The organism is Streptomyces sp. RK9 (assembly GCF_045070545.1).
In the GTDB taxonomy this organism is placed as follows: domain Bacteria; phylum Actinomycetota; class Actinomycetes; order Streptomycetales; family Streptomycetaceae; genus Streptomyces; species Streptomyces alboflavus.
This window is the reverse complement of the sequence record NZ_CP173703.1, coordinates 2,100,910-2,125,725: the sequence shown is the minus strand read 5'-3', so window position 1 is coordinate 2,125,725 and position 24,816 is coordinate 2,100,910. Positions and strand designations below refer to the sequence as shown.

The following is a 24,816-nucleotide window of genomic DNA, read 5'->3' as shown; positions in this document are numbered from 1 at the left end:
GCGGTCCTTCGCCCGGACAAGCCGCACGATCGCTGCTGTACTCGTGCCATGGACTACACACTCGAAGTGATCGGCGTGCCCGTCAGCGACATCGACCGCGCCAAGGAGTTCTACGAGAGCAAGTGCGGCTTCCACGTCGACATCGACGCGGAGGTCCTGCCGGGCGTGCGGATCGTGCAGCTCACGCCGCCCGGGTCCGGCTGTTCCATCATGCTCGGCGACGCCATCTGGGAGACCACCCCGGGCCCCACCCCCGAGCCCGGCAGCTACCACGGCCTCCAGCTGTGCGTGGCCGACATCAAGCAGGCCCACACCGAGTTGCTGGCCCGCGGCCTGGACGTCACGGAGCCCGTCCAGTACTCCGAGCAGGACGGCGCGACATTCATGTACTTCACGGACCCGGACGGCAATGGCTGGGCGATCCAGGAGTACAGAGTCCGTGCGGTGACGCCTCTCCGGGACGCGATCGTGCCCTCCCCCTGACGGCTGCGGAGGTGAGCGCCCCTGAAAGGGGCGCGGGGAACTGCGCGAGCAACCAGGTCAAAGCCGCAGACGCGTCTGCTCGGTGCCTCGGCAGACGCGTCTGCGGCTTTTCCCGCGTTACAGCACTGGCAGGTTCTTGCGGAGCTCGAACGCGGTCACCTCGGACCGGTACTCCTCCCACTCCTGCTTCTTGTTCCGCAGGAAGAAGTCGTACACGTGCTCGCCGAGCGTCTCGGCGACCAGCTCCGACCGCTCCATGAGGGCGATCGCCTCGCCGAGGTTCTGCGGCAGCGGCTCGATCCCCATCGCGCGCCGCTCCGCGTCGGAGAGGGCCCAGACGTCGTCGTCGGCGCCCGGCGGCAGCTCGTAGCCCTCCTCGATGCCCTTGAGGCCGGCGGCGAGCAGGACGGCGTACGTCAGGTACGGGTTCGCGCCGGAGTCGATGGAGCGGACCTCGACGCGGGCCGAGCCGGTCTTGCCGGGCTTGTACATGGGCACGCGGATGAGCGCGGAGCGGTTGTTGTGGCCCCAGCAGATGTACGAGGGGGCCTCGCCGCCGGCGCCCGCGGTGCGCTCGGAGCCGCCCCAGATGCGCTTGTAGGAGTTCACCCACTGGTTGGTGACCGCGGAGATCTCGGCGGCGTGCTTCAGCAGGCCCGCGATGAAGGAGCGGCCGACCTTGGAGAGCTGGTACTCGGCGCCGGACTCGTAGAAGGCGTTGCGGTCGCCCTCGAAGAGGGACAGGTGGGTGTGCATGCCGGAGCCGGGGTGCTCGGAGAACGGCTTCGGCATGAAGGTCGCCTGGACGCCCTGCTCCAGGGCCACCTGCTTCATGACCAGGCGGAACGTCATGATGTTGTCGGCCGTGGAGAGCGCGTCGGCGTAGCGCAGGTCGATCTCCTGCTGGCCGGGGGCGCCCTCGTGGTGGCTGAACTCGACCGAGATGCCCATGGATTCGAGCATCGTGATGGCCTGGCGGCGGAAGTCCATGCCCACGTTCTGCGGGGTGTGGTCGAAGTAGCCGGAATTGTCGGCGGGGACCGGCCGGGAGCCGTCCAGGGGCTTGTCCTTGAGCAGGAAGAACTCGATCTCGGGGTGGGTGTAGAAGGTGAACCCGAGGTCGGAGGTCTTGGCGAGGGCCCGCTTCAGTACGTAACGGGGGTCCGCGAAGGACGGGGAGCCGTCCGGCATCAGGATGTCGCAGAACATGCGGGCCGTGCCGGGGGCCTCGGCGCGCCAGGGCAGGACCTGGAAGGTGCCGGGGTCCGGCTTGGCGATCATGTCGGACTCGTAGACCCGGGCGAAGCCCTCGATGGCCGAGCCGTCGAAGCCGATGCCCTCGTCGAAGGCCTGTTCAAGCTCGGCGGGAGCGACCGCGACCGACTTCAGGAAGCCGAGTACGTCCGTGAACCACAGGCGCACGAACCGGATGTCGCGCTCCTCGAGAGTGCGGAGCACGAACTCCTGCTGCTTGTCCATCTCGACTTCCACCCATCCTTGCTGGTCGGAACCGGCTGCTCCCAAGCCATGGGACGTCGCCCCGGCACACGAGCATCCCACCACACGGTTTCGTGCGCGTTGCGGCTGCTCCTTGCCCATAGTGCACGCTCACCCGGGCCCGGGGTATCCGGGGCGGGTACGGGGCCCGGCGGGGCGGCCGGGGCCGGGTGGCGGGGATCCGCGTGGCCGGGATCGGCCGGATGGCGGCGGCCGTCCCCCGTGCCGCCCGTGCAGTATTTGACAGAGCGCCTCCTCCGCCCGCCGACGCGGAGGCTACGATCAACGCACCCGCAACACCCCGGCCGTACCGCGCATCGCCTTTTGGTTCCACCCGTTCCACGCACCGCCTCTGTTCCACGCACCGCCCCTTGTTCAACCCATCCGACTCCGTCGCTTTCCGCAGAAGGACACACCATGGGTTCCGCCAAGAAGACGAGCAGCGCCGAGCGCAAGGCCCGGATAGAGGAGATGCGGCGCGCCGAACGCGCCCGCGAGCGCCGCAACAGCGTGCTCACCATCACCTTGAGCGCGGTCATCGTCGCCGCCCTCGGCGTCGGCGGCTACTTCCTCATCTCGCAGGCCGACGACGACAAGGAATCCGGCAAGGCGGGTGACGCCAAGGCGGTCGCCAAGTTCACCACGACCGCCGACGGCGAGCGGGTGTGGGACGCCAAGAAGCTCGGCCGCACCCACGTCGGCGGCAAGGTGAACTACCCGGTGAACCCGCCGGTCGGCGGCAACCACAACCAGGTGTGGATGAACTGCAACGGCGACGTCTACACCAAGGAGATCCCGAACGAGAACGCCGTGCACTCCCTGGAGCACGGCGCGGTCTGGGTGACGTACAACGACCAGGCGAAGCCCGCCGACTTGAAGAAGCTGGAAGCCAAGGTCAAGAAGACCCCGTACTCCCTGATGAGCCCGGTGAAGAAGCAGAAGGACCCGATCCTGCTGTCCGCCTGGGGGCACCAGCGGGTGGTGAAGGACGCGGCCGACAAGCAGATCGACACCTTCTTCTCCACCTACGTCCAGGGCAAGCAGACCCCCGAGCCCGGTGCGGCCTGCACCAACGGCCTGGGGCAGTGATGACGTGATGAAGCGCAGGGACTGGCTGATCGGCGCCGTCGCCGGGGCGGTGCTCGCGGCCGGCGGGATCACCGCCGCCGTCGCGTCCACCGACGGCTCATCGGGCTCCTCCGGCGTCGCCGGCGCGCCGTCGAGCACGTCCGCCGACGCCGGGTTCGCCCGGGACATGGCCGTCCACCACCAGCAGGCCGTCGAGATGTCCTACGTCATCCGCGACCGCACCGAGAACGCGGAGATCCGCCGTCTCGCCTACGACATCGCGCAGACCCAGGCCAACCAGCGCGGCATGATGCTGGGCTGGCTCGACCTGTGGGAGCTGCCGAAGGTGCCGCCCGGTGAGCCCATGGAGTGGATGGACATGACCGGCGTCCCCTCGGCGGGCGACGGGTCCCTCATGCCGGGGATGGCCACGAACGCGCAGATGAAGCGGCTCGGGGAGCTGGACGGGAAGCAGGCCGAGATCTACTACCTGAAGCTGATGACCGCCCATCACCAGGGGGGCATCCACATGGCTCAGGGGTGTGTCGAGCGGTGCGACGTGCCGGTCGAGCGGCGGCTCGCGCAGGGGATGGTCGAGTCCCAGGAGTCCGAGGTCAAGCTGATGTCCGACCTCCTGAAGGCACGGGGCGCGAAGCCGTAGGGGGTGCCCTCGCGGGGGCGCCCCGGTCCCGCCCCTTCTCCGAAACCGGGGCTCCGCCCCTGGACCCCAGGGGTGGGGGTCCCGGGCGGGTGGGACAGACCCCCGCCGAATCGGCGCTTCGCGCCTCGTCCTCAATCGCCGGACGGGCTGGAGAGTGTGCTGCCCCCGCGAGGCCTACCCCCACACCACCCCCGGCGGCCGCACCCCCGCGCACAACGGCAGCCCCGCCCGATCCGTGAGCCCCACCTCCCCCACGACCGCCCCCGCCGCCACCCCCGCCTCCGGCAGGTCACCGAACCACAGCTTCGCCCGCCGGAACATCGCGAACTCCCCGCCGGGAGGCAGCTCGCCCCAGGTGAGGTAGAAGAAGCGCTCGCCCCGCTTGCCCTGGACGAAGGGCCCCTTGAAGTCACGGCTGCCGTCCGGCGCGGCGACCACGGCCACCTCGAACGCGAAGACCGCCTCGGCCGCGTCCGCGCGGACGAGCTGGTCGGGCTCCGAGCCCCGCTGCACCCCCACGTGCACGTCCCGGAAGTCCCCGCACTCCGCCCCGGGCAGATCACGGCCGACGAGCCGCACGGTCAGCTTCTGGGTCACGGGACGAGTCTTGGGAGGAGTCATGGGGTTCAGTCCACCACGGGGGTCTGACAGTCGCCCGCCCGCGCGGGCGGGGCCTCAGGCGAGCCGACCGAGGTCCTCCCGCCGCAGCCGCCCGAGCAGCGCCTCCCCTCGCGCGTACCGCTCGACCTCCGCCACGGCGTACTCCCCGAGCCGCCGCACCTCACTGCCCTGCGCGCCCGCGATGTGCGGGGTGACCAGGACGTTGGGGAGGGCGAGGAGGGGGTGCCCGGGCGGCAGGGGCTCGGGGTCGGTGACGTCGAGGAAGGCGTCGAGGCGGCCGGCGGCGCAGGCGCGGGTCAGGGCGTCGGTGTCGACGAGGGAGCCGCGCGCGGTGTTGACGACGACGCCGCCGTCGGGGATGAGGGAGAGCATGTGCGCGCTCAGCAGGCCCCGGGTCTCGGGGAGTTGGGGCGCGTGCAGGGTGACGACGCTGCTGGCCCGGCAGAGGTCGGGCAGGTCCACGAGGTCGACGCCGAGGGCGGCGGCCTGGGCGGGGGTGACGTAGGGGTCGGTGAGCAGGACGCGGTGTCCGGCGTCGGAGGCGTTGAGGGCGGCGATGACGCGGCGGCCGATGCGGGACGCCCCGACGACGCCGATGGTGCGGGCGTCGGCGCCGGTCCGCTCGGTGAACGGCGGCCAGCGCTCGGCGTAGCGGGCGGCGGCGGGCAGCGCGCCCTTCGTGGCGAAGGTGATCGCGGCGAGGGTGTAGGCGACGACGGGGCCCGCGTTGGCGTCGGCCGCGGAGGAGACGAGGACGCCGCGGTCCCACAGGGCGTCGGTGACCACGGGTTTGACGGACCCGGCGGCGTGCACGACGGCCCGCAGGCGGGGCGCGTGGGCGAGCACGTCGGCGGTCAGGCGGGGGCAGTCCCAGCCGGTGACGAGGACCTCGGCGCGGCCGAGCACCGCGCGGGCGTCGGCGCCGGTGAGCCCGCCGGTGAGCGCGCCGGGCGGCAACTCGACGCTACGGGCGAGGCGTTGGCGCAGGCCGGGGGCGAGGACGCGGTCCACGACGTCGGCCCCCATGGCGACGGCGGCCACCGGCCTGCGCCGCGCCGCCCCTCCGGCTCCCGTCGCCTCGGCGGCCTCGACCGAATCCGCAGCCTCGACCGACTCCGCGGCCCCGCCCGACTCCACGGCTTCCCGCGGCTGCTCCAGCTGATCGGGCACGCGTCGCCACCTCTCGTAGAAAACGGTTACTGGAAGACGTCAGGAGGCTAGGACCATGCCGCCGCAGCGGTCAAGAGACAGCAGGCAGCAGCAAGGGGCCGCAGTGCGAAGGGGGTTGACCGGGGGCAGTAACCGCTTTAGATTCCCGGCACCTTGTCCCGACAGCTGTGTTCAAGACTGGGGGTTCCGTGTCAGCGGTGACGAAGGACCGGGCCGAAATCGAGGCGGTGACACCGCCGACCGAGCCCACCGAGGGGGCAAATGCCCGCAAAAGCGGGCGTGGTGAGAAGTGGAAACGGTTTCAGCGCACTCGGCTCCTGGTGCTGCTCATGGTGCCGGGCCTCGCGTACTTCCTGGTCTTCCACTACGGCGCGTTCATCGCGAACGCCGTGGCGTTCAAGGAGTACGTCCCCTTCGACGGCCTGTGGGCGAGCCCCTGGGTCGGCACCGAGAACTTCAGCCGGATGTTCGGCGACCCGGACTTCTGGCACGCGACCTGGAACACGCTGTTCATCGCGGTGCTCCAGCTCGTGTTCTTCTTCCCCGCGCCGCTCGCCCTCGCGCTGCTGCTGCACAGCCTGACCTCGGACCTGCTGCGCCGCTTCACCCAGTCCGTGATCTATCTGCCGCACTTCCTGTCGTGGGTCGTCGTGGTGGCGCTGTTCCAGCAAGTGCTCGGCGACACCGGCCTGTTGAACGCGACGCTGAGCGACGCGGGCCTGCACACCGTCGACATCATCGGCAACCCGGACGCGTACAAGCCGCTCGTCGTCCTCGAAGTGATCTGGAAGGACGCGGGCTGGGGCACGATCATCTTCCTCGCCGCGCTGATGCAGGTGAACGAGCAGCTCTACGAGGCCGCGGCGATCGACGGGGCAGGGCCCTGGCGGCGGTTCTGGCACGTCACGCTGCCCAGCATCCGGCCCATCGTGATCCTGCTGCTCATCATGCGGCTCGGCGACATCCTGTCCGTCGGCTTCGAACAGATGCTGCTGCAACGGCAGTCGGTGGGCCCGGAGGCCGGTGAGGTCCTGGACACCTTCGTCTTCTGGCAGGGCATCGTCGGCGGCGACACCGGCTACGCGGCCGCCGCCGGACTCTTCAAGGGCGTCGTCGGCGCGGCGCTCGTCTTCACGGCCAACCGGATCGCACACCGGCTCGGCGAGCAGGGGGTCTACAAGTGAGCAGCCACAACGCCGTCCGGCCCGCCTGGATGGAGCGGCCCCGGCCCCTCACCAAGGCCGCCAAGGGCGTGGCGGTCGCCGTCGTCCTCGCGCTGGTCCTGATCCCCTTCCTCGTGATCGTCTCGACGTCGCTCGCGTCCAACCGGGAGGTCGTCGCGAACGGCGGCTGGGTCCTGTGGCCGAGCGAGCCGACCCTGCGCGCCTACCGCACCGTCCTGAGCGGCGGCATCGTCACCGAGGCCCTCGGCGTGAGCGTCGTCCTGACGGCCGCGGGCACCCTCTTCTCGCTCGCCTGCACCACCTTCCTCGCCTACGCCCTCGCCCGCCCCGGCGTCTTCGGCGGCAAGCCGGTGCTGCTCCTGATCCTGTTCACGTTCCTCTTCCCGCCCGGCATGATCCCGGCGTTCCTACTGGTCAAGGGCATGGGAATGATGGACACATACGCGGCTCTGGTCGCGCCGGTGCTCATCAACGTCTTCAACCTGATCGTCCTGCGCGGCTTCTTCCAGGGCATCCCCGAGGAGCTGTACGAGGCGGCGCGCCTGGACGGCGCGAACGACTGGCAGATCCTGTGGCGGGTCGTGCTCCCGCTGTCGAAGGCGGCGCTCGCGGTGGTCTCGCTGTTCTACGCGGTGAGCTACTGGAACGCCTGGTTCCATGCCTCGATCTACCTGGAGTCCGACCACTGGCCGCTGTCGCAGGTCCTGCGTACGTACGTCATCGGCGGCTCCCAGATCGCCGACACCGGCCTGAGCGAGGCGGGCCAGGTCTCCGCGCCGCAGACGACCCAGATGGCCGTCCTCGTGATCGCGACCGTGCCGATCCTGCTCGTCTACCCCTTCCTGCAGAAGTACTTCACCAAGGGCGTGCTCACCGGCGCCATCAAGAGCTGAGCCGACTCCCCGTACCCGCCGAAAGGTTGACCTCGTGTCCGGTTCCCAGGGTTCCTCGCGCCGCCCCATCGGGCGCCGTGCGCTGCTGCGCTCGATCGCCGTCGGCGGTGCCGCCGTCGCGGCCCCCGCCGTCCTCACCAGCTGTGCCACCGGCTCGAGCGGCGGCGGTGACGTGTCCAACGCCGGGAAGAAGATGGCCCCTTGGCCCACCTTCACCCCGACGCGGGGCCCGGCGCCCGACCTGCCGCCGAGCACCGCGGGCGTGCAGGCGGGCTTCACCTCCTACCCGCGGCGTCTGGTGACGGCGACGGACGGCAGGCCGGGCACCGGCAAGGAGAAGATCCGCGTCCTGTCCATCACGTACGGCACGCCGCCGAAGCCCGCCGGGTCCAACAAGTACTGGCAGGCGATGAACGAGGCCCTCGGCGTCGAGGTCGAGTTCACGGTCGTGCCGGACGCGGACTTCCGCTCGAAGATGGCGACGCTGACGGCGGGCGACAGCGGGGACCTGCCGGACCTCATCAACATCGGCGGCGGGTACGTCCTGCCGCGCGAGGCGCAGTTCGTGAAGGCACGCTGCGCCGACCTGTCGGAGTACCTGTCGGGCGACGCGATCAAGGACTACCCGAACCTCGCGGGCATCCCCACGTACGCCTGGGAGGGCATGGGCCGGATCGGGGGGCGGCTCTACGGGCTTCCGGTCGAGCGGGCCAAGGTGCAGGGCGCGATGTTCGTCAACCGGGAGGCCTTCGACAAGGCGGGCTACCGGCCGGGCATGTCGGCGTCGGACTTCCGGGCGATGGCCAAGGAGGGCTCCGGCGGCGGCAAGCACATGCTCGGCACCTCGACCGTCAGCTACTACAGCTACCTCTACCACGCCATGTGGCACGGGGCGCCCAACGAGTGGCGGATCAAGGACGGCCGGATCACGCCCATGTACGGCACCGAGGAGTTCAAGGCCGCCCTGGAGTTCATGGCGCGGCTGCGGGCCGACGGCGCCTACAACTCCGACGCCACCTCGATCTCCCAGGTCGACCTCAAGACGCAGTTCTACAACGGCACCGTGCGCTCCATGACGGACGGCTGGGGCGCGGTGCTCTCCAACGCGCAGGGCATCAAGGACGCGTACACCCTGGACGCCGCCGTGCCCTACGAAGTGCCCGGCGCGACGCCCGTCTACCAGCAGAACCGCGGCTGCTTCGGCTACACCGTCGTCAAGAAGGCGTCCAAGGAGCGCGTCCGGCTCATGCTGCGCGTCCTCGACTGGCTGGCGTCGCCGTTCGGCTCCAAGGAGTACCAGCTCACGCACTACGGAGTGGAGGGCACCCACTTCCGGTTCGACAAGGCGGGCGACCCGATCCCCACGGAGCGCGGCCTCGTCGAGTCCCGTACGAACCTGCCGTTCCCCTATCTGATGGACGCGCCGCAGCCGCTGTACTTCCCCGGGCAGGCCGAACTCACGAAACGCCTGCACGCCTGGGAGAAGAAGGTCGTGCCGCTGCTCGTGCCCAACGACCGCTGGGGGCTGCAGTCGGCGACCTTCAACCGGGTCGGGGCGTCCCTCCAGCAGATCGTCGAGGACGGCGTCACGGCCGTCGTCTCCGGCCGCAAGAGCCTGTCCTCCTGGGACGACGTCCACCGCAAGTGGCGGTCGCAGGGCGGCGACAAGTGCGCCGAGGAATTCGCGGAGGAGTACGAGGCGGCGCACTGAGGCGGGGGCGGGGGCGCGATGATGGTGCCGGGCGGGCGCCGGTCCGTCCCGGCCGCGCCGTTTCGTACGTCACGCGCGTCCGCCCGCCGTCCAAGGGCGGCCGGGACCAGGCGAGTCGAGGAGAATCACCAGTGGGGGAACGGGTCACCATCCGCGAAGTCGCCGCGCGCGCGGGGGTCTCCGTGGCGACCGTCTCGCGGGTCCTCGCGGGCAACTACCCGACGTCCGCGACCTCGCGGGCGAAGGTGCAGCGGGCCGTGAAGGAACTGGACTACGTCGTCAACGCGCACGCCCGCGCGTTGGCGGGCGCCGGGCGCAAGACCATCGCCGTGCTCACCTACGACGTGCTGAGCCCGTTCTACGCGCACGTCGCGCAGGGCGTCGAGATGGAGGCCGCCCGGCACGGGCGGCTCACCCTCGTCGCCTCCACCGGCAGCGATCCGGCGCGGGAGCTCGCGCTCGTGCAGATGATGCGGGAACAGGCCGCCGAGGCCGTCGTCCTCGTCGGCGGGGTCATCGAGGACGACGAGTACCGGGAGCGGATGGCCCGGTACGCCCAGGCCCTCGCCGCAGCGGGCTCCCGCCTGGTGCTGTGCGGGCGGCCCGCGCCCGCGCCCGACGTGCCCGCGCTCGTCGTCGAGTACGACAACGAGGCGGGCGCGTACGCCGTGACCAGCCATCTGCTCGGCGCCGGGCACCGGCGCATCGCCCTCATCGGCTACCAGCCCGGCAACACCACCGGGGAGGACCGGGTGCACGGGTATCTGCGGGCCCTCGACGACCACGGGGTGCCGCGCTCCGACGCGATCGTGCACGGGGTCGGGTTCGGGCCGCACCACGGGTACGAGGCCATCCGGGATCTGCTGCGGGACGCCGACGGGAAGCCGGAGTTCACCGCCGTGTTCGCCGGGGACGACCGGGTGGCTGCCGCCACGGTGGTCGCCCTCGGGGAGTACGGGCTCTCCGTCCCCGACGACGTCTCCGTCGTCGGCTACAACGACGATCCCGTCGCCTCCGACATCACGCCCGGGCTCACCACCGTCCACATCCCCGCCGAGGAGATGGGGCGCACCGCCGTCCGCCTCGCCCTGGCGGGGGCGCCGCCGCGGTCCGGGCCGGAGCGGCACGTGCTGGGTACGCACATCGTGGTCCGCGCGAGCGTGCGGCGTCTTGCCGTGTCTCAGGGGGGCGCCTGAGGCTCCGCCTCGCCGGCGCCGTCCCAGTCCCGCCGCTCCGCGGCGGACAATCCCCCACCCGCCCACCCGTTCACCCCTCACAGCGGGCTTCTGGCAGCAGGCCATGCCCCCGCCACCGTCGCGGAGACGCCGACCGGGGTTGCCGGTGCATCGACGGTCGAGCGGCGTCGCCGAGGTGCGAGGGACCAGCGACATGCCCCCGCTGTGGGCAGGCGTTCCGCAGGGCGATGGGGGTCCCCCTGCTCGAGCGAAGTCGAGAGCTTGGGGGAGGGTGGGCACAGCCCGGGCCGACGATGCCGTCACGGCTGCGGTGCGCCCGGATGCGGCGGTGAGCGGGGCTAGCCGGTCCCGAGGATTGCCTCCGCCACCTCGTGGGGACGGTCCCGCATCACGAGGTGGCCCGCCGGGGTCAGGGCGCGGTACGTCGCGCCCAGTGTCGTGGCCAAGGCGCGTTGGTGGGTCAGCCAGGGGTCGGAGACGGGCGGGCGGGAGGTGGACGCCGCGAGGACCGAGACCGGGGTCCCGGCGGGCATCCGCGTCCCGCGCCGCAGCACCGCGAGCTCGTGCGCCACGTCGGCGTACGTCGCGTACTCCAGGAGCCCCGCACGCCACACCCGGCTCGAACCGTAGAGCGACCGCAGCCCCCGCGGCGCCGGGCGCCCCGCCAGCCACCGCACGGACGGCCCGACCGCGAGCGGCACCCCGGCCGCCCCGAGCACCGCCCCAGCGACCCGGGCGGCGCCCACCCGCACCGCCCGGCCGGGAACGGCGCGCGCCGACGCCTCCACGCTGGAGTCGACCAGGACCACCCCGGCCGTCCGCCGAGGACGGAGCCGCGCGAACGCCTCGGCGTGGAACCCGGCGAGCGAGTGCCCCACGACGGTCACCGCCGCGCCGCCGAACCCCACCGCGTCCAGGACGAGCCCGATCCGCCCGGCCTCCGCCGCCAGCGTGGGCGCACCCGGCGCGGGCGCGCTGAGCCCGAGGCCGGGCCGGTCGAAGCGGACGACGGTGCGGTGGGGGGCGAGGAGAGCCACCACGGGGTCCCACTCCGCCCAGGCGAGGCCGAGCCCCGCGCTGAGCACGCACACGGGCCCGTCCCCGGTCACGTCCACGTGATGCGGCACCCCGTCGATCCGTACGAAGGACCCCCGGGAGGACGGCGTCGTCCGCCTCACCCCCGCCGCCACGACCGCCGTACCAGCCACGCCACCACCACCAGCCACACCGCGATCGTGAGCAACTGGAGCCGCTGCGCGACCCCGAGCCCCCAGGTTCCCCGACCGGCGTCGAACGCGGCGACGGCCGCCAGCGTCCATACGGTGGCGGCCAGTTCGACACCGAGGAGGAGGGTGAGGAGCCCGCCCGCGCGGACGCCCTCGCGTGCCCCGGCCCTGCGTACGACCAGCGTGAGCAGCACCATCCCCACCAGCGCCCCCGCCACCGCGACACTGCTGCTGACGGCGTGCGCGGAGTGCGCCGCGGGCACGAGCCCGGCCCGCTCCCGGGCCACGCAGGCCGCGTCCGCGGTGGGCGCGCAGCTCAGCGGGAGCCGCGAGTCGGCCGCGGTGGCCGCGCCGAAGAGCGCGACGCCGGCCCACCCGAGGGCGGTCAGGCGGGCGAGGCCGCGCGAGAGCCCGGCGGGCCGGACGCGCCACAGCAGCGCGAGCACCGCCCCGGCGCACACCAGCACGCCCGCCCCGAAGTCCAGGGAGCGGAAGAACGTCCCGTACGGCTGGTCCTCGGCGGCGAGTTCACTGACGTACGACCGCAGCGGCGAGAGCCCGGTCGGCAGGAACACCTCGAAGGCCCAGGTGGTGTAGGCGAGGGCGCCGAGCGCGAGAAGGACCGCGACGGCCGTGCGGGCGCCGCGGCGGACTCCGGCGGCGGGGGGCTCGGGAGACATAGGGGGACAAAGGCTAGTCCGTGGGGTTCGCGCGCTGGTGGTCAGGGTGAATCCACTCCGGTCTGCGGTACTTGAGGAAGGCGGCGGGCGCGACGACGCCGAGCGCGAGGAGCCCGCCGCCGACGATGAGCAGATAGCGCCACAGCGGCGCGTTCCCGAACTGGTCGGGCGGTACGAAGCCGATGCCGAGCGCGCACGCCGAGGCGACGAAGCCGACCCCGGCGACCAGCGTCACGGCGGGCACCACGAAGCCGCGCCGCACGTGCGGCTGGGTGGCGCGCAGCCGCACCACGGCCACGAACATCAGCAGATAGGCGATGAGGTAGATCTGCACGGTGATGACGGAGAACATCCAGTACGCGCTGGAGACGTCGTCGCTGAACGCGTAGAGGACGCCGATGAGGGTGGTCACGACCCCTTGCGCGACCATGATGTTGAGCGGCACGCCGTGCCGGTTGAACTTCTGCAGGAACGGCGGCAGATACCCCTCCTGCCGGGCCAGGGTCACCAGCCCCTTGGCCGGTCCGGCCAGCCACGTCAGCATCCCGCCGAGCGCCGCGAGCACCAGCATGATCCCGACGACCTTGGTCATCCAGCCGACGTGGAAGTGGTCGAAGAACGCCTGGAAGGCCTGCATCAGACCGGCCGTGAGGCTGAGTTCGGAGGCCGGCATGACCCAGCTGATCGCCAGCGCCGGAAGGATGAAGATCAGCAGGACGAGCCCGGTGGCCAGGAAGACCGAGCGCGGGTACTCGGCGCGCGGGTGCCGCAGCGAGGAGACGTGCACGCCGTTCATCTCCATGCCCGCGTACGACAGGAAGTTGTTGACGATGAGGACGAGGCTGGCCAGGCCGGTCCACGGCGGCAGCCAGTGGTCGGCGCTCATCGGCGCCTCGGAGGCGTTGCCCTCCCCCAGGAAGACGATGCCGAGCGCGACGAGGACGACACCCGGCACCAGCGTGCCGACGACCAGGCCGAGCGAGGAGAGCCCGGCGACGGTCTTCGTGCCGCGCGAGGTCACCCACACCCCGGTCCAGTAGATGACGACGATGACGATGGCCACGTAGAGGCCGTCCTCGGCGAGGCTCGGGTGCACGACGTACGCGAACGTCGAGGCCACGTACGCGAGCAGGCTCGGGTAGTACGCGATGGTCATGGCGAACTGGCACCACACGGCGACGAACCCCAGCGGCTTGCCCAGGGCCTCGCTGACCCAGCGGTAGATGCCGCCGGTCCAGCCGGAGGCCAGTTCGGCGCCGACGAGCGCGGTGGGCAGCAGGAAGACCACGGCGGGCAGCAGATAGAGGAAGACCGCGGCGAGGCCGTACAGGGCCATCGACGGGGACGGGCGCAGGCTGGCCACCGACGCGGTGGTCATGAGGGCGAGGGTCAGCCAGGAGATGAACTGCCGCTTGGTCCCGGTGTCGGCGGCCCGGTCCGGGGCGAGCCCGGCCACGTCCTCCGCCGCCGCGGCTCCGGGCGTCGCCCCGCCCTCGCCGGGCTTGTCCGTGGTCGTCATGGGCTCATGATCGGCGGAGGGTGCCGGGGCCGCATGTCACCCCATACCCAGGAGGGGTAGGCTCCGGGCCGTGACCCCGAAGAGCCCGACGACGCGCGCGAGCCACCTCGCCCTGCTCGTCGCGCTGCTCTTCGGCATCGTGGCGATGCATTCGCTGGGTCACCCCCGGGAGCACGGGGCGAGCGCCGAACGGGCTACTGGGGGCGGGCACGCGGGGGTGGCTGCGGGCGGACACGCCGGAGCGGCTGCGGGCGGCGGGCACGCGCGCGGGGAGAGCGGTGGTGTCCACGCGCGCGTGGACAAGGGTGGCGGGCACGCGCGCGGGGCGATGGCCATGGGCCCGGCGGACGTCGGCCCGGCGGGCCTGAACCCGGCAGCCGTGGGTCCGGCCGCGGGCGACCCCACCGGCGGCCACGACTCCGGCATGGACCCCCTCTCCGTCTGCCTGGCCGTCCTCGGCGCCGCCCTCACCCTCGCCCTGCTGCACGCGGCGGTCCGCCACCGGCTCTGGGCCGCACCCGCGCACGTACCCCGCCTCGCCCGCCTCATCGACGCCCTGCGGCCGAACCCTCCGCCGCCCCGCGCCCTCCTCACCCGCCTGGCCGTGCTGCGCGTATAGGCCGCCGCACCGGCTGTTTCGCGCTGCCCGCACGCCCCGGAGACGGAATGGGAACCTCCGGGCGGTGAGCGGTGTACCAGAAGCAGCAGACGCGCCCTTCTGCACGCACCACACCAGACGAGGTGTTCATCAACCATGCGCACACCCCTCTCGCGCACCCCCCAGTCATCGCCCGCGTCCCGCCTCCCGGACGCGTCGCGCCGGACGCTGCTCGGCGCCGCGCTCGCCGCCGTCGGCACGGGACTCGTGACGGCCTGCTCCGGCGACGGCTCCCACTCCGGGCACACGGGCGGCGGCCAGGGCGGCCCGTCCGCGCCCCCGAAGGGCTATGTGACGCCCACCGGCCGTGAGGTCGCCGCCGCGGAGCGCAGGCGCCCCGGCGGCGGCCGGGTCAGGAAGCTGCGGCTCACGGCCGCGCCGGCGACGCTCGACCTGGGCGGCCCCACGGTGCGCACGTGGGCGTACGGCGAGGACCTGCCCGGCAAGGAGGTCCGCGTCACCGCGGGCGACACCCTCGCCCTCACCCTCGCCAACCACCTCCCCGAGCCCACCACGCTGCACTGGCACGGCCTCGCCCTGCGCAACGACATGGACGGCGTCCCCGCCCTCACCCAGCGCGGGATCAGGCCCGGCGCCGACTTCACGTACCGCTTCAAGGTCCCGCACCCGGGGACGTACTGGTTCCATCCGCACGCGGGCACCCAGCAGGACCGGGGTCTCTACGCCCCCCTGATCGTCGACGACCCCAAGGAGCCCCTGGAGTACGACAAGGAGTGGGTCGTCGTCCTGGACGACTGGGTCGACGGGGTGGACGGCTCCACGCCGGACGCCGTCCTGAAGGAGCTGCGGGCCGGGATGGACCACGGCGGGAGCGGCGGCGGGGACGACGACGGAGGGGGCGGGCACGACATGTCCCACATGTCGATGACGCGGGCCCGGTCCGAGGGCACCGCGGGGCCGAGCGACCCGGCCGGGCCCTCCCGGATGATGATGGGCGCCAAGAGCGACATCCTCGGCCCGGACGCGGGCGACGTGGCCTATCCCCACTACGTGCTCAACGGCCGCATCCCCAAGTCCCCCACGACCTTCCGCGCCCGCCCCGGCGACCGCGTCCGCATCCGTCTGATCAACGCGGGCGGCGACACGGCCTTCCGGGTGGCGCTCGGGGGCCACGAGTTGACGGTGACGCACACGGACGGCTTCCCGGTGCGGCACAAGAAGGCCGACGCGCTGCTCATCGGCATGGGCGAGCGGTACGACGTCCTGGTCACCGTCAAGGACGGCGTGTTCCCGCTGACGGCGGTGGCCGAGGGCAAGAAGGCGGCGGCCCGGGCGCTGCTCCGCACCGGCGGGGGCGCGCCGCCGCCCGCGTCGGCGCGCCCCGAGGAGCTGACGGGCCGTGTGCTCCTGGCCGACCGGCTCACGGCCGACGACTCCGTGGCCCTGGACGACCGCGCGCCCGACCGCACGGTCAGGATCCGGCTGACCGGCGGCATGGCGAAGTACGACTGGGCGTTCGACGGGAAGCCCTACTCCCCCGGCGGGCGCCACCCGGTCCGTGCCGGGGAGCGCGTCCGGATCGCGTTCACCAACGGCACCGCGATGTGGCACCCGCTCCATCTGCACGGCCACACGTTCGCCCTGGCGGGCACCCCGGGGCGCCCCCGCAAGGACACGGCGGTCGTCCCGCCGAACGGCACGCTGACGGTGGACTTCGACGCGGACAACCCCGGCCTGTGGATGATCCACTGCCACAACGTCTACCACGCGGAGGCGGGGATGATGACGGTGCTCGGGTACCGCTCCTGAGGGCGCCGGGCCACGGCCCCTGACGCCACTCGGCCACGGCCCCTGACGGCACTCGGCCACCGGTTCCGACCGGAGCCCCGGGGTGCGGGCCCGACCCCCGCACCCCGGGCACGCCCCCGGCAGCCGCCTGGGTGCGCCCCCGTGCCCGCCCGGCGCCGGGGCGCATCCGGCCGCCCTGTCCCACGCCCCACGTGGGCCGCCCCACACCCGTCCACAGGGGGCATCGCGTCGCTTTGACGATTAGACTGGGCGGCGTGCCTCAACTACGCCTCGCCCTGAATCAGATCGACTCGACCGTCGGCGATCTCTCCCAGAACGCCGAGGCGATCGTCCACTGGACCCGGCACTCCGCCGAGCAGGGAGCGCACCTGGTCGCGTTCCCCGAGATGGCGCTGACCGGCTACCCCGTGGAGGACCTCGCCCTGCGCGCCTCCTTCGTCGACGCCTCCCGCCGGGAGCTGCGCGCCCTCGCGGCCCGCCTCCACGACGAGGGCCTCGGCGAACTCCCCGTGGTGGTCGGCTACCTGGACCGCACGGAGGAGGCCAAGCCGCGCTACGGCCAGCCCGCCGGAGCCCCCCGCAACGCGGGCGCGGTGCTGCACCGCGGCGAGGTGGCGCTGACCTTCTCCAAGCACCACCTCCCCAACTACGGCGTCTTCGACGAGTTCCGGTACTTCGTGCCGGGCGAGACGCTGCCCGTCGTCCGCGTGCACGGCGTCGACGTGGCGCTCGCGATCTGCGAGGACCTCTGGCAGGACGGCGGCCGCGTCCCGGCGACGCGCTCGGCGGGGGCGGGGCTGCTCCTCTCGATCAACGCGTCGCCGTACGAGCAGAACAAGGACGACCAGCGCCTTGAGCTGGTGCGCAAGCGCGCGCAGGAGGCGGGCTGCACGACCGCGTACCTCGCGATGACGGGCGGCCAGGACGAGCTGGTCTTCGACGGGGACTCCATCGTCGTGGACAAGGACGGCGAAGTGATCGCGCGGGCGCCGCAGTTCGCGCAGGGGTGCGTGGTCCTCGACCTGGAGCTGCCCGCGGCGGGTCCGGTGCCGGAGGGCGTCGTCGACGACGGCCTGCGCGTCGAGCACGTCACGCTGTCCGCGGAGCCGCTGCCCGCGTACGAGACGGAGTTCGACGGCGGGTACGCGGACCGGCTCGACGACGACGAGGAGATGTACTCGGCGCTCGTCGTGGGGCTGCGGGCGTACGTCACCAAGAACGGCTTCTCCTCCGTCCTGATCGGGCTCTCCGGAGGCATCGACTCCGCGCTCACCGCGGCGATCGCGTGCGACGCGCTCGGGGCGCAGCACGTGTACGGGGTCGCGATGCCGTCGCGGTACTCGTCCGAGCACTCCCTCGGTGACGCCGAGGAGTTGGCGCGGCGCACGGGGCTGAATCTGCGCACCGTGCCCATCGCGCCGATGTTCGACGCCTACATGGAGTCGCTCGGCCTCACCGGGCTCGCCGAGGAGAACCTCCAGTCGCGGCTGCGCGGGACCATGCTCATGGCGCTCTCCAACCAGGAGGGGCACATCGTGCTCGCGCCCGGCAACAAGTCCGAGCTGGCCGTGGGGTATTCGACGCTGTACGGCGACTCGGTCGGGGCGTACGGGCCCATCAAGGACGTCTACAAGACCGCCGTCTTCCGGCTGGCGCGGTGGCGCAACGAAGCCGCCCTCGCGCGCGGGGAGACTCCCCCCGTCCCCGAGAACTCCATCAGCAAGCCGCCCAGCGCGGAGCTGCGACCCGATCAGGTCGACACCGACTCGCTGCCCGACTATCCCGTGCTGGACGGGATCCTCGAGCTGTACGTCGACCGGGATCAGGGGGCCGACGAGATCGTCGCCGCCGGGTTCGACGCGGAGCTCGTCGCGAAGACGCTTCGCATGGTGGACACCGCCGAGTACAAGCGCCGCCAGTACCCACCCGGCACCAAGACCTCCCCCAAGGGCTTCGGCAAGGACCGCCGGCTCCCGATCACCAATGGCTGGCGCGAAACGGCCTGACCGGACCGTAGGCAGTCGTCCCGTGGCGGGTGGGACAGTCCTCCCCCGGATCGGCGCTCCGCGCCTCGTCCTCAAACGCCGGACGGGCTGAAAGTACGCCGCCTCGGCCTGAAACTTCGCCGTCCTCACCTGAAGGTGCCGGGCTTCTGCCCAGGCCGGTGCAAGGTCGGGCGGGCGGGTGGGAGAGAGGCCCGTCGGTCAGGGGTGGGGGGCGTTGGCCGGGGTTGAGGGGACGTGTTCGGCGACCAGGCGGCCCGAGGCCTCCGGCCCGGCAACGCGGTCGACGGCGTACGCCACCGCAGCCACCCCGATCCCGAAGACGGCAAGCCCCGCCCCGGCCACGGCGGGCGACGTGACCCCGAAGCCCGCCGCGAGGGCGAGCCCCCCGATCCAAGCGCCACCGGCATTCGCGAGGTTGAAGGCGGCCTGATTGGCGGAGGACGCGAGAGAGGGCGCGGCGGCGGCCTTCTCCATGACCATCAACTGCAAGGGCGACCCCGTCGTGAACGCGGCCATCCCCAGCAGAGCAACCCCCACAGCCGCACTCCACTCGGCCCGCATGAGGACGGGAAAGAGAAGCAGGACGAGCACGAGGGCCCCGAGCCCGCCGAAGAGCGTGCCGCGCAGGGAGTGGTCGGCGAGCCGCCCGCCGAGCAGGTTCCCCGCGGTCGCGCCGACCCCGAAGAGGGCGAGCAGCAGGGTGACACTGGCCTCGGCGAACCCGGCGGAGTCGGTGAGCATCGGGGTGACGTAGCTGTAGGCGGCGAAGAGGGCGCCGAAGCCCGCGACGGTCGTACCGAGGGCGAGCCAGACGGGCAGCGAGCCGAGGGCGCGCAGCTCCCCGCGGAGCCCGGCGTTCTCGCCGTGTCCGTGGTCGGCGGGCACGAGCATCGCGAGGGCGGCGATGGCGGCGAGCCCGATGGCGCTGACGGCGAGGAACGTGGCGCGCCACCCGAGCTGCTGCCCCATGAGCGTGGCGACGGGCACGCCGACGACGTTGGCGACGGTGAGCCCGAGGAACATCAGGGACACGGACCGCGCCTTGCGCTCGGGCCCGACGAGCCCGGTGGCGACGACGGCGCCGACGCCGAAGAAGGCGCCGTGCGGAAGCCCGCTGAGGAAGCGGGCCGCCATCAGCCAGTGGTAGTCGGGCGCGGCGGCGGACACCGCGTTGCCGACGACGAAGAGGGCCATGAGGCCGATGAGCACGCGCCGCCGGGGCAGCTTCGCGGTGACGGCGGCGAGCAGCGGGGCGCCGATGACGACCCCGAGGGCGTACGCGGAGACGAGGTGCCCGGCGGTGGGGATGGATATGTGCAGGTCGTCCGCGACGTTGGGCAGCAGCCCCATCATCACGAACTCGGTGGTGCCGATGCCGAAGGCGCCCACGGCGAGGGCGAGCAGGGCCAGGGGCATGAGGGACGTACCTTCCAGGGGACGGGGGCGCGGGACGGCGGACGTACGGGATCCGGCTCCGTACCGTCACCCGGTACGGAGCCGAACCTATAAGTTTACCGTCGAAACAAAGGCTCCCGGCCCACGTATTCCACGGGGGCAAGGCCGACCGCCCCGCGGGATGAAGCGCGGGTGACCGTCAGAGGTCGACGCTCGCGGCGACCGGCAGGTGGTCGCTGCCCGTCTCCGGCAGGGTCCAGGAGGACACCGGTTCGACGCCCTTGACCAGGATCTGGTCGATGCGGGCCATCGGGAACGAGGCGGGCCAGCTGAAGCCGAACCCGTCGCCCGCGGCGCCCTGCGTGGAGCGCAGCTGGGAGGTGACGGCGTTCAGGGCGCGGTCGTTCATCGTGCCGTTCAGGTCGCCGAGCAGCACGACCCTGCCGAGCTTCTCGTCGCCGATGGCCTCGCCGAGCGCGTCGGCGCTGTCGTCGCGCTGCCCGGCCGTGAAGCCGGCGTCGAGCTTGACCCGCACCGACGGCAGGTGCGCCACGTACACGGCGACCTGCCCCTTGGGCGTGTCGACGGTGGTGCGCATGGCGCGCGTCCAGCCGAGCTTGATGTCGACGGGCTTGGTGCCGGTCAGCGGGTACTTGCTCCACACGCCGACGGTGCCCTGCACCGAGTGGTACTTGTACGTCCCGGCGAGCGCCCTCTCGTACGTGGGCACGGCGGAGGCGGTGAGTTCCTCCAGGGCGACGATGTCCGCGCCGGACGCGGCGACGTCGCGGGCGGTGCCGGACGGGTCGGGGTTGTCGGCGTTCACGTTGTGCGTGGCGACGGTGAGGTCGCCGCCGCTGCCGGACTTGTCGGTGATGAGCCCGCCGAAGGCGCTGAACCAGACGGCCACCGGAAGCACCAGCGCGATCAGGGCCGTCGCGGACTTGCGGGCGACGGCGACGACGAGCAGGACCGGGACGAACACACCGAGCCAGGGCAGGAAGGTCTCGGTGAGGCTGCCGAGGTTGCCGACGCCGTTGGGGATCTGGGCGTGCAGCAGCATCACGAGACCGACGAGGACCGCGATCCCCGCCGTGATCAGCCCGCGCCGCCAGATGCCGGGGTCGCCCCGCCATCCGTCGGCCAGGCGTCGCAGTCGCGAACCCTGGCGGTCGTGCTGCGAGCCGCCGCTGTCCGTCTCCGCCTTGTACGCCTGCGCCATACTCTCGTCGCCTCACTGACTGCCGTGCACACCGTCTCCCCGCCCCTGCACCCTAGGCGATGATCGCGTGTCTGCTCCGCCGTCCGGTGACGGCCGTACGGGCACGAGGACGACCGGGCGGGCTCGCGAGGTTCCGGATGTGTGGGCGAGGCACGGCCTCTGTGACGAAACGCGCACATCGTCCATGGGGCGTTGCGTACGCGGGCGGTGGCGGGCAAGAGGCGAACGGCAGCGGCGAGGGTGGCGAACGACACGCGCGCGGCCGTGGGTTCACTCCGGGGGCCGCAGTCCTTCGAGGACGAGGTCGACGATGCGCACCGGCAGGTCCTCGTCCAGCGGGTCGTCGGGGCGCAGCACGCTGCGGACCAGCATGGGGCCGACGAACAGCTCGTTGGCGAGCACGATGTCGACGTCGGCGCGGAGTTCGCCGGTCTCGACACCGCGGCGCAGCACCTCGTAGGAGACGCGGCGCTGCGGGTCGATGACCGTCTTGTGGTACGCCTCCCAGAGTTTCGGCAGGCTCTTCATCTGCGCGAAGACGTTGTGCAGGATCGCGGACGAGCGCATGTTGAGGCCGCGGCGGCGGATGTGTTCGACGAGGACGACGAGGTCGTCGCGCATGGAGGTGCCGGGGAGTTCGGCGGGAGGTTCCTCCAGGGTGCGCAGGACGTCGACGAACATCTCCTCCTTGCCGCTCCAGCGGCGGTAGATGGTGGCCTTGCCCACGCCCGCGGTGCGGGCGACGCGCTCGATGGACAGCTCCGCGAGGGGCACGCCGTCCTCGATGAGCTTGATGACGCCCTCGATGATGGCGCGCTCCACCGCCTCGCTCCGGGGACGGCCCCTGACGCCCGCGCCCTTGGCGACGACGCCCTCACCCTTGCCGGTGCGCCCCTGCTCCACGATGTTCGACTCCTCTGCGGTCTGCGTCCCCCGCATTCTCCCTGGTCCGCGTCGCGGTCCCTCAGTGGTCGGCGCCCACCCGGTCAGGGGCCGGAGCGTCCGACGAGGTCACCGCCTCCTTCGGCGGCTTCCCCGGCAGGTACAGGGACACGACGAGCACGCCCACCAGGGCGACCCCGGCGCCGCACAGCGCGGTGATGTGCATGGCGTGCAGGAACGAGTCGTTGGCCGCGGCGACCAGCGCCTCCCCCCGCCCCCCGAGCCGCCCGGCCACCCCGAGCGTCGCCTCGATGGACTCCCCCGCGGAGTGCCGCGCCCCGGGCGGCAGCACCTTCAGCTCGTCCTCGACGCCCCCGCGGTAGGCCGCGGAGAGCACGGACCCGAGGACGGCGATGCCGAGCGCCCCGCCGACCTGCCGGAAGGTGTTGCTGAGGGCGGACGCGGAGCCCGCCTTCTCACGGGGCAGCGCCTGCATGATGACGACGCTGGTGGGCGTCATGATGTGCGCCATGCCCGCGCCCATGCAGAAGAAGATGACCTCCATGACCCAGATGGGCGTGTCGGCGTCGAGGAGGGTGAAGGCGACGAGCGTGAGGGTGATCACCGTGAGACCGCCCGCACACACGGCCCGCACCCCGAAGCGGTCGACGACGAGCCGGGCGCGCGGCGCGAAGATCAGCTGGGCGACGGCGAGCGGCAGCATGAGCAGCCCGGTCTCCAGCGGCGAGTACCCGCGCACGCTCTGGGTGTAGAAGACGGCGAAGAAGGTGACGCCCATCAGCGCGAAGAAGACCAGCGCGATGGCGGTGATGGCCGCGGAGAAGACGCGGTTCTTGAAGTACGAGATGTCGATGGACGGGTGGTCGCTGCGCTTCTCGTACCAGACGAAGCCGACGAGCACGGCCAGGCCCGCGAGGATCGTGGCGAGGGCCGCCGGGTCGGTGAAGTCGGCGAGCTGGCCGCCCTTGATGATGCCGTAGACGAGCAGCACCAGGCCGATGACGGAGAGCACGACGCCGACGAGGTCGATGCGGCCGGGCTTCGGGTCCTTGGAGTCGGGGACGAGCACGATCATCAGGCCGATGGCGACGATCACGATCGGCACGTTGATGAGGAAGACCGAGCCCCACCAGAAGTGGTCGAGCAGGACACCGCCGGTGATGGGCCCGATCGCGACGGCGAGGCCGACGCCCGCGGCCCAGATGCCGATGGCCTTGGGCTGCTCCTCGCGCTCGAAGACGTGCATGAGGACGGCGAGGGTCGCGGGCATCACGAAGGCGGCGCCGAGCCCCATCAGGCCGCGGAAGCCGATGAGTTCGGCGGGCGACCCGGACTGGGCGGCGAGCGCGGAGCCGATGCCGAAGACGGCGAGCCCGGCGAGCAGCACCTTCTTGCGGCCGAGGCGGTCGCCGAGCAGGCCCGCGGTGAAGAGCAGTCCGGCGAAGACGAGCGTGTAGGAGTTGATGGCCCACTCGAGCTCGCCCTGGGTGGCGCCGAGGCCGGTGGGCTCGGGGGTCGAGATGGTCTTGATGGCGACGTTCAGGATCGAGTTGTCCAGGACGACGATGAGCAGGCTCAGCATGAGGACGCCGAGGATCGCCCAGCGACGGCGGTGCACCGCCTCCGGTATCCGGGGCGCGTCGGGGACGGCAGGTGTGGTCATGGCGTCCACCCTAGACGCATTTCGATACGAGACCGTCTCGTATTGAAAAGGATGGGGAAGCCTTTACGCGCTCTTTCCGGTCCGCCGTCCGACCCGCCACCCGCCCGTCATCCGGCCCGCCACCCGGTCCACAATCTGGAATCTATCCGTCCACCCCCCGGAACCAGTGCCTCCGCACCCCCGCACCCCAACGCGTCCACAGCCGGGGCGGAATTGGCCGAAAGAACACCCCCTAGCCTCCGGGCGGCACGCGATGCCACCATGGACGTGATCCGGGGACGCCGTCAGGGCGCCTCGAGACGACAGAAGGAGCCGTTGCGATGACGCAGCTTTCGGCTGCCCAGAGCCCCGCCCCCAAGGAGCGGGCCCCCGACAGCAGCAAGGCGCTGTACGGCGGCAAGGGCACGCGCCGCATCACCGTCCGCGACATCACCGCCGCCAAGGAGCGCGGCGAGAAGTGGCCCATGCTCACCGCGTACGACGCGATGACCGCGTCCGTCTTCGACGAGGCCGGGATCCCGGTCATGCTCGTCGGCGACTCGGCGGGCAACTGCCACCTGGGGTACGAGACGACCGTGCCCGTGACCCTCGACGAGATGGCCGTCCTGTCCGCGGCCGTCGTGCGCGGCACGAGCCGCGCCCTGATCGTCGCCGACCTGCCCTTCGGCTCGTACCAGGAGGGCCCCGTCCAGGCGCTCAGGTCCGCGACGCGCCTGGTCAAGGAGGCCGGTGTGGGCGCGGTGAAGCTGGAGGGCGGTGAGCGCTCGCTGGCCCAGACCGAGCTGCTCGTGCAGTCCGGCATCCCCGTGATGTCCCATCTGGGCCTGACCCCGCAGTCCGTGAACACCATGGGCTACCGCGTCCAGGGCCGCGGCGAGGAGGCGGCCCAGCAACTGCTGCGGGACGCCAAGTCGGCCGAGGCCGCGGGCGCCTTCGCGGTGGTGCTCGAACTCGTACCGGCCGAGCTGGCGGCCGAGGTCACCCGGTCGCTGCACATCCCGACCGTGGGCATCGGCGCGGGCTCCGACTGCGACGCCCAGGTCCTGGTGTGGACCGACATGCTGGGCCTGACCGGAGGCAAGATGCCGCGCTTCGTGAAGCAGTACGCGAACCTGCGCGGCGTCATGGGCGACGCCGCGAAGGCGTTCGCCGAGGACGTGGTGGGCGGCGCGTTCCCGGCCGCGGAGCACGCGGTCCACTGACGCCCGGGCCGCGGGCCCCCGGCACGACGTGCCCCGGGGTCCGCGGCCGACGCGAGCCATCGCGGCACCAACGGCAGCCCGCCGGCCG

Annotated in this window: 21 protein-coding genes; 11 read left to right on the top strand and 10 right to left on the bottom strand. The window is 72.2% G+C overall.

Translation table 11 applies throughout. From position 1 onward, the window contains the following. Positions 1-48: 48 nt before the first annotated feature. Positions 49-483, top strand: coding sequence for a VOC family protein (locus tag AB6L24_RS08400; RefSeq protein ID WP_405653794.1), 435 nt, complete (start codon positions 49-51; stop codon positions 481-483). Between the two features lie 117 nt (positions 484-600). On the opposite strand, the gene AB6L24_RS08395 is transcribed toward AB6L24_RS08400, so the two are convergent. Further along, a complete protein-coding gene (locus AB6L24_RS08395) occupies positions 601-1,962 on the bottom strand; it encodes a glutamine synthetase family protein (protein ID WP_030563849.1) in 1,362 nt (453 codons plus the stop codon). Between the two features lie 435 nt (positions 1,963-2,397). On the opposite strand from AB6L24_RS08395, the gene AB6L24_RS08390 reads away from it, so the two are divergent. Together AB6L24_RS08390 and AB6L24_RS08385 are read left to right on the top strand one after the other, a co-directional pair. Further along, on the top strand, positions 2,398-3,069 hold the full coding sequence (locus tag AB6L24_RS08390) for a DUF3105 domain-containing protein (RefSeq protein ID WP_380858998.1): 672 nt from the start codon (positions 2,398-2,400) through the stop codon (positions 3,067-3,069). Positions 3,070-3,076: 7 nt separating this feature from the next. Continuing rightward, positions 3,077-3,709, top strand: coding sequence for a DUF305 domain-containing protein (locus AB6L24_RS08385; protein ID WP_405653792.1), 633 nt, complete (start codon positions 3,077-3,079; stop codon positions 3,707-3,709). 174 nt (positions 3,710-3,883) lie between these two features. Here AB6L24_RS08385 and AB6L24_RS08380 read toward each other — a convergent pair whose 3' ends face one another. Further along, a complete protein-coding gene (locus tag AB6L24_RS08380; protein WP_405653790.1) occupies positions 3,884-4,306 on the bottom strand; it encodes a DUF5990 family protein in 423 nt (140 codons plus the stop codon). Between the two features lie 78 nt (positions 4,307-4,384). Continuing rightward, entirely contained in the window at positions 4,385-5,356 is a 972-nt protein-coding gene (locus tag AB6L24_RS08375) for a hydroxyacid dehydrogenase (protein ID WP_405657096.1), read from the bottom strand. A gap of 473 nt (positions 5,357-5,829) precedes the next feature. Between AB6L24_RS08375 and AB6L24_RS08370 the strand changes: the two genes are divergently transcribed. From AB6L24_RS08370 to AB6L24_RS08355, 4 genes are all read left to right on the top strand, one after another. Continuing rightward, the gene (locus AB6L24_RS08370) at positions 5,830-6,684 is read left to right on the top strand and encodes a sugar ABC transporter permease (RefSeq protein ID WP_030363255.1); all 855 of its coding nucleotides are present in this window, start codon (positions 5,830-5,832) and stop codon (positions 6,682-6,684) included. 29 nt (positions 6,685-6,713) lie between these two features. Then, entirely contained in the window at positions 6,714-7,577 is an 864-nt protein-coding gene (locus AB6L24_RS08365; protein ID WP_405657094.1) for a carbohydrate ABC transporter permease, read from the top strand. A gap of 34 nt (positions 7,578-7,611) precedes the next feature. Further along, positions 7,612-9,288 (top strand): extracellular solute-binding protein, encoded by a 1,677-nt coding sequence (locus AB6L24_RS08360; RefSeq protein WP_405653788.1) that lies wholly within the window; start codon positions 7,612-7,614, stop codon positions 9,286-9,288. Positions 9,289-9,419: 131 nt separating this feature from the next. After that, positions 9,420-10,484 carry a LacI family DNA-binding transcriptional regulator gene (locus tag AB6L24_RS08355; protein ID WP_405653786.1) on the top strand — a complete coding sequence of 355 codons (1,065 nt, stop codon included), beginning with the start codon at positions 9,420-9,422 and terminating at the stop codon, positions 10,482-10,484. 338 nt (positions 10,485-10,822) lie between these two features. Here the strand turns inward: AB6L24_RS08355 and AB6L24_RS08350 are convergent, their stop codons facing one another. From AB6L24_RS08350 to AB6L24_RS08340, 3 genes are read right to left on the bottom strand one after another with little or no spacing between them, the layout of a single operon-like run. Next, positions 10,823-11,692 carry an alpha/beta fold hydrolase gene (locus AB6L24_RS08350; RefSeq protein WP_405653784.1) on the bottom strand — a complete coding sequence of 290 codons (870 nt, stop codon included), beginning with the start codon at positions 11,690-11,692 and terminating at the stop codon, positions 10,823-10,825. Beyond that, on the bottom strand, positions 11,659-12,390 hold the full coding sequence (locus AB6L24_RS08345; RefSeq protein WP_405653781.1) for a DUF998 domain-containing protein: 732 nt from the start codon (positions 12,388-12,390) through the stop codon (positions 11,659-11,661). Before AB6L24_RS08345 ends, AB6L24_RS08350 begins: the two co-directional genes overlap by 34 nt. A gap of 13 nt (positions 12,391-12,403) precedes the next feature. Next, a complete protein-coding gene (locus AB6L24_RS08340) occupies positions 12,404-13,909 on the bottom strand; it encodes an APC family permease (protein ID WP_405653779.1) in 1,506 nt (501 codons plus the stop codon). A 70-nt stretch (positions 13,910-13,979) separates the two neighbouring features. Between AB6L24_RS08340 and AB6L24_RS08335 the strand changes: the two genes are divergently transcribed. The 3 genes from AB6L24_RS08335 to AB6L24_RS08325 all read left to right on the top strand — a co-directional run bounded on the left by AB6L24_RS08335 (position 13,980) and on the right by AB6L24_RS08325 (position 18,343). Beyond that, complete coding sequence (locus AB6L24_RS08335) at positions 13,980-14,528, top strand: hypothetical protein (RefSeq protein ID WP_405653777.1); 549 nt, start codon at positions 13,980-13,982, stop codon at positions 14,526-14,528. Between the two features lie 135 nt (positions 14,529-14,663). Further along, positions 14,664-16,337, top strand: a complete 1,674-nt coding sequence (locus tag AB6L24_RS08330) for a multicopper oxidase family protein (protein ID WP_405653775.1) — start codon at positions 14,664-14,666, stop codon at positions 16,335-16,337. Between the two features lie 254 nt (positions 16,338-16,591). Next, on the top strand, positions 16,592-18,343 hold the full coding sequence (locus AB6L24_RS08325; protein ID WP_405653773.1) for an NAD+ synthase: 1,752 nt from the start codon (positions 16,592-16,594) through the stop codon (positions 18,341-18,343). Positions 18,344-18,541: 198 nt separating this feature from the next. On the opposite strand, the gene AB6L24_RS08320 is transcribed toward AB6L24_RS08325, so the two are convergent. The 4 genes from AB6L24_RS08320 to AB6L24_RS08305 form a co-directional block, all read right to left on the bottom strand. Further along, on the bottom strand, positions 18,542-19,759 hold the full coding sequence (locus AB6L24_RS08320; RefSeq protein ID WP_405653771.1) for an MFS transporter: 1,218 nt from the start codon (positions 19,757-19,759) through the stop codon (positions 18,542-18,544). Between the two features lie 178 nt (positions 19,760-19,937). After that, positions 19,938-20,960, bottom strand: a complete 1,023-nt coding sequence (locus AB6L24_RS08315) for an endonuclease/exonuclease/phosphatase family protein (protein WP_405653769.1) — start codon at positions 20,958-20,960, stop codon at positions 19,938-19,940. A 270-nt stretch (positions 20,961-21,230) separates the two neighbouring features. Beyond that, on the bottom strand, positions 21,231-21,899 hold the full coding sequence (locus AB6L24_RS08310; protein ID WP_405653767.1) for a TetR/AcrR family transcriptional regulator: 669 nt from the start codon (positions 21,897-21,899) through the stop codon (positions 21,231-21,233). A gap of 25 nt (positions 21,900-21,924) precedes the next feature. Continuing rightward, a complete protein-coding gene (locus AB6L24_RS08305) occupies positions 21,925-23,526 on the bottom strand; it encodes an MFS transporter (RefSeq protein ID WP_405653765.1) in 1,602 nt (533 codons plus the stop codon). A gap of 320 nt (positions 23,527-23,846) precedes the next feature. On the opposite strand from AB6L24_RS08305, the gene panB reads away from it, so the two are divergent. After that, entirely contained in the window at positions 23,847-24,728 is an 882-nt protein-coding gene (gene panB, locus AB6L24_RS08300; RefSeq protein WP_405653763.1) for a 3-methyl-2-oxobutanoate hydroxymethyltransferase, read from the top strand. The last annotated feature ends 88 nt before the right edge of the window (positions 24,729-24,816 follow it).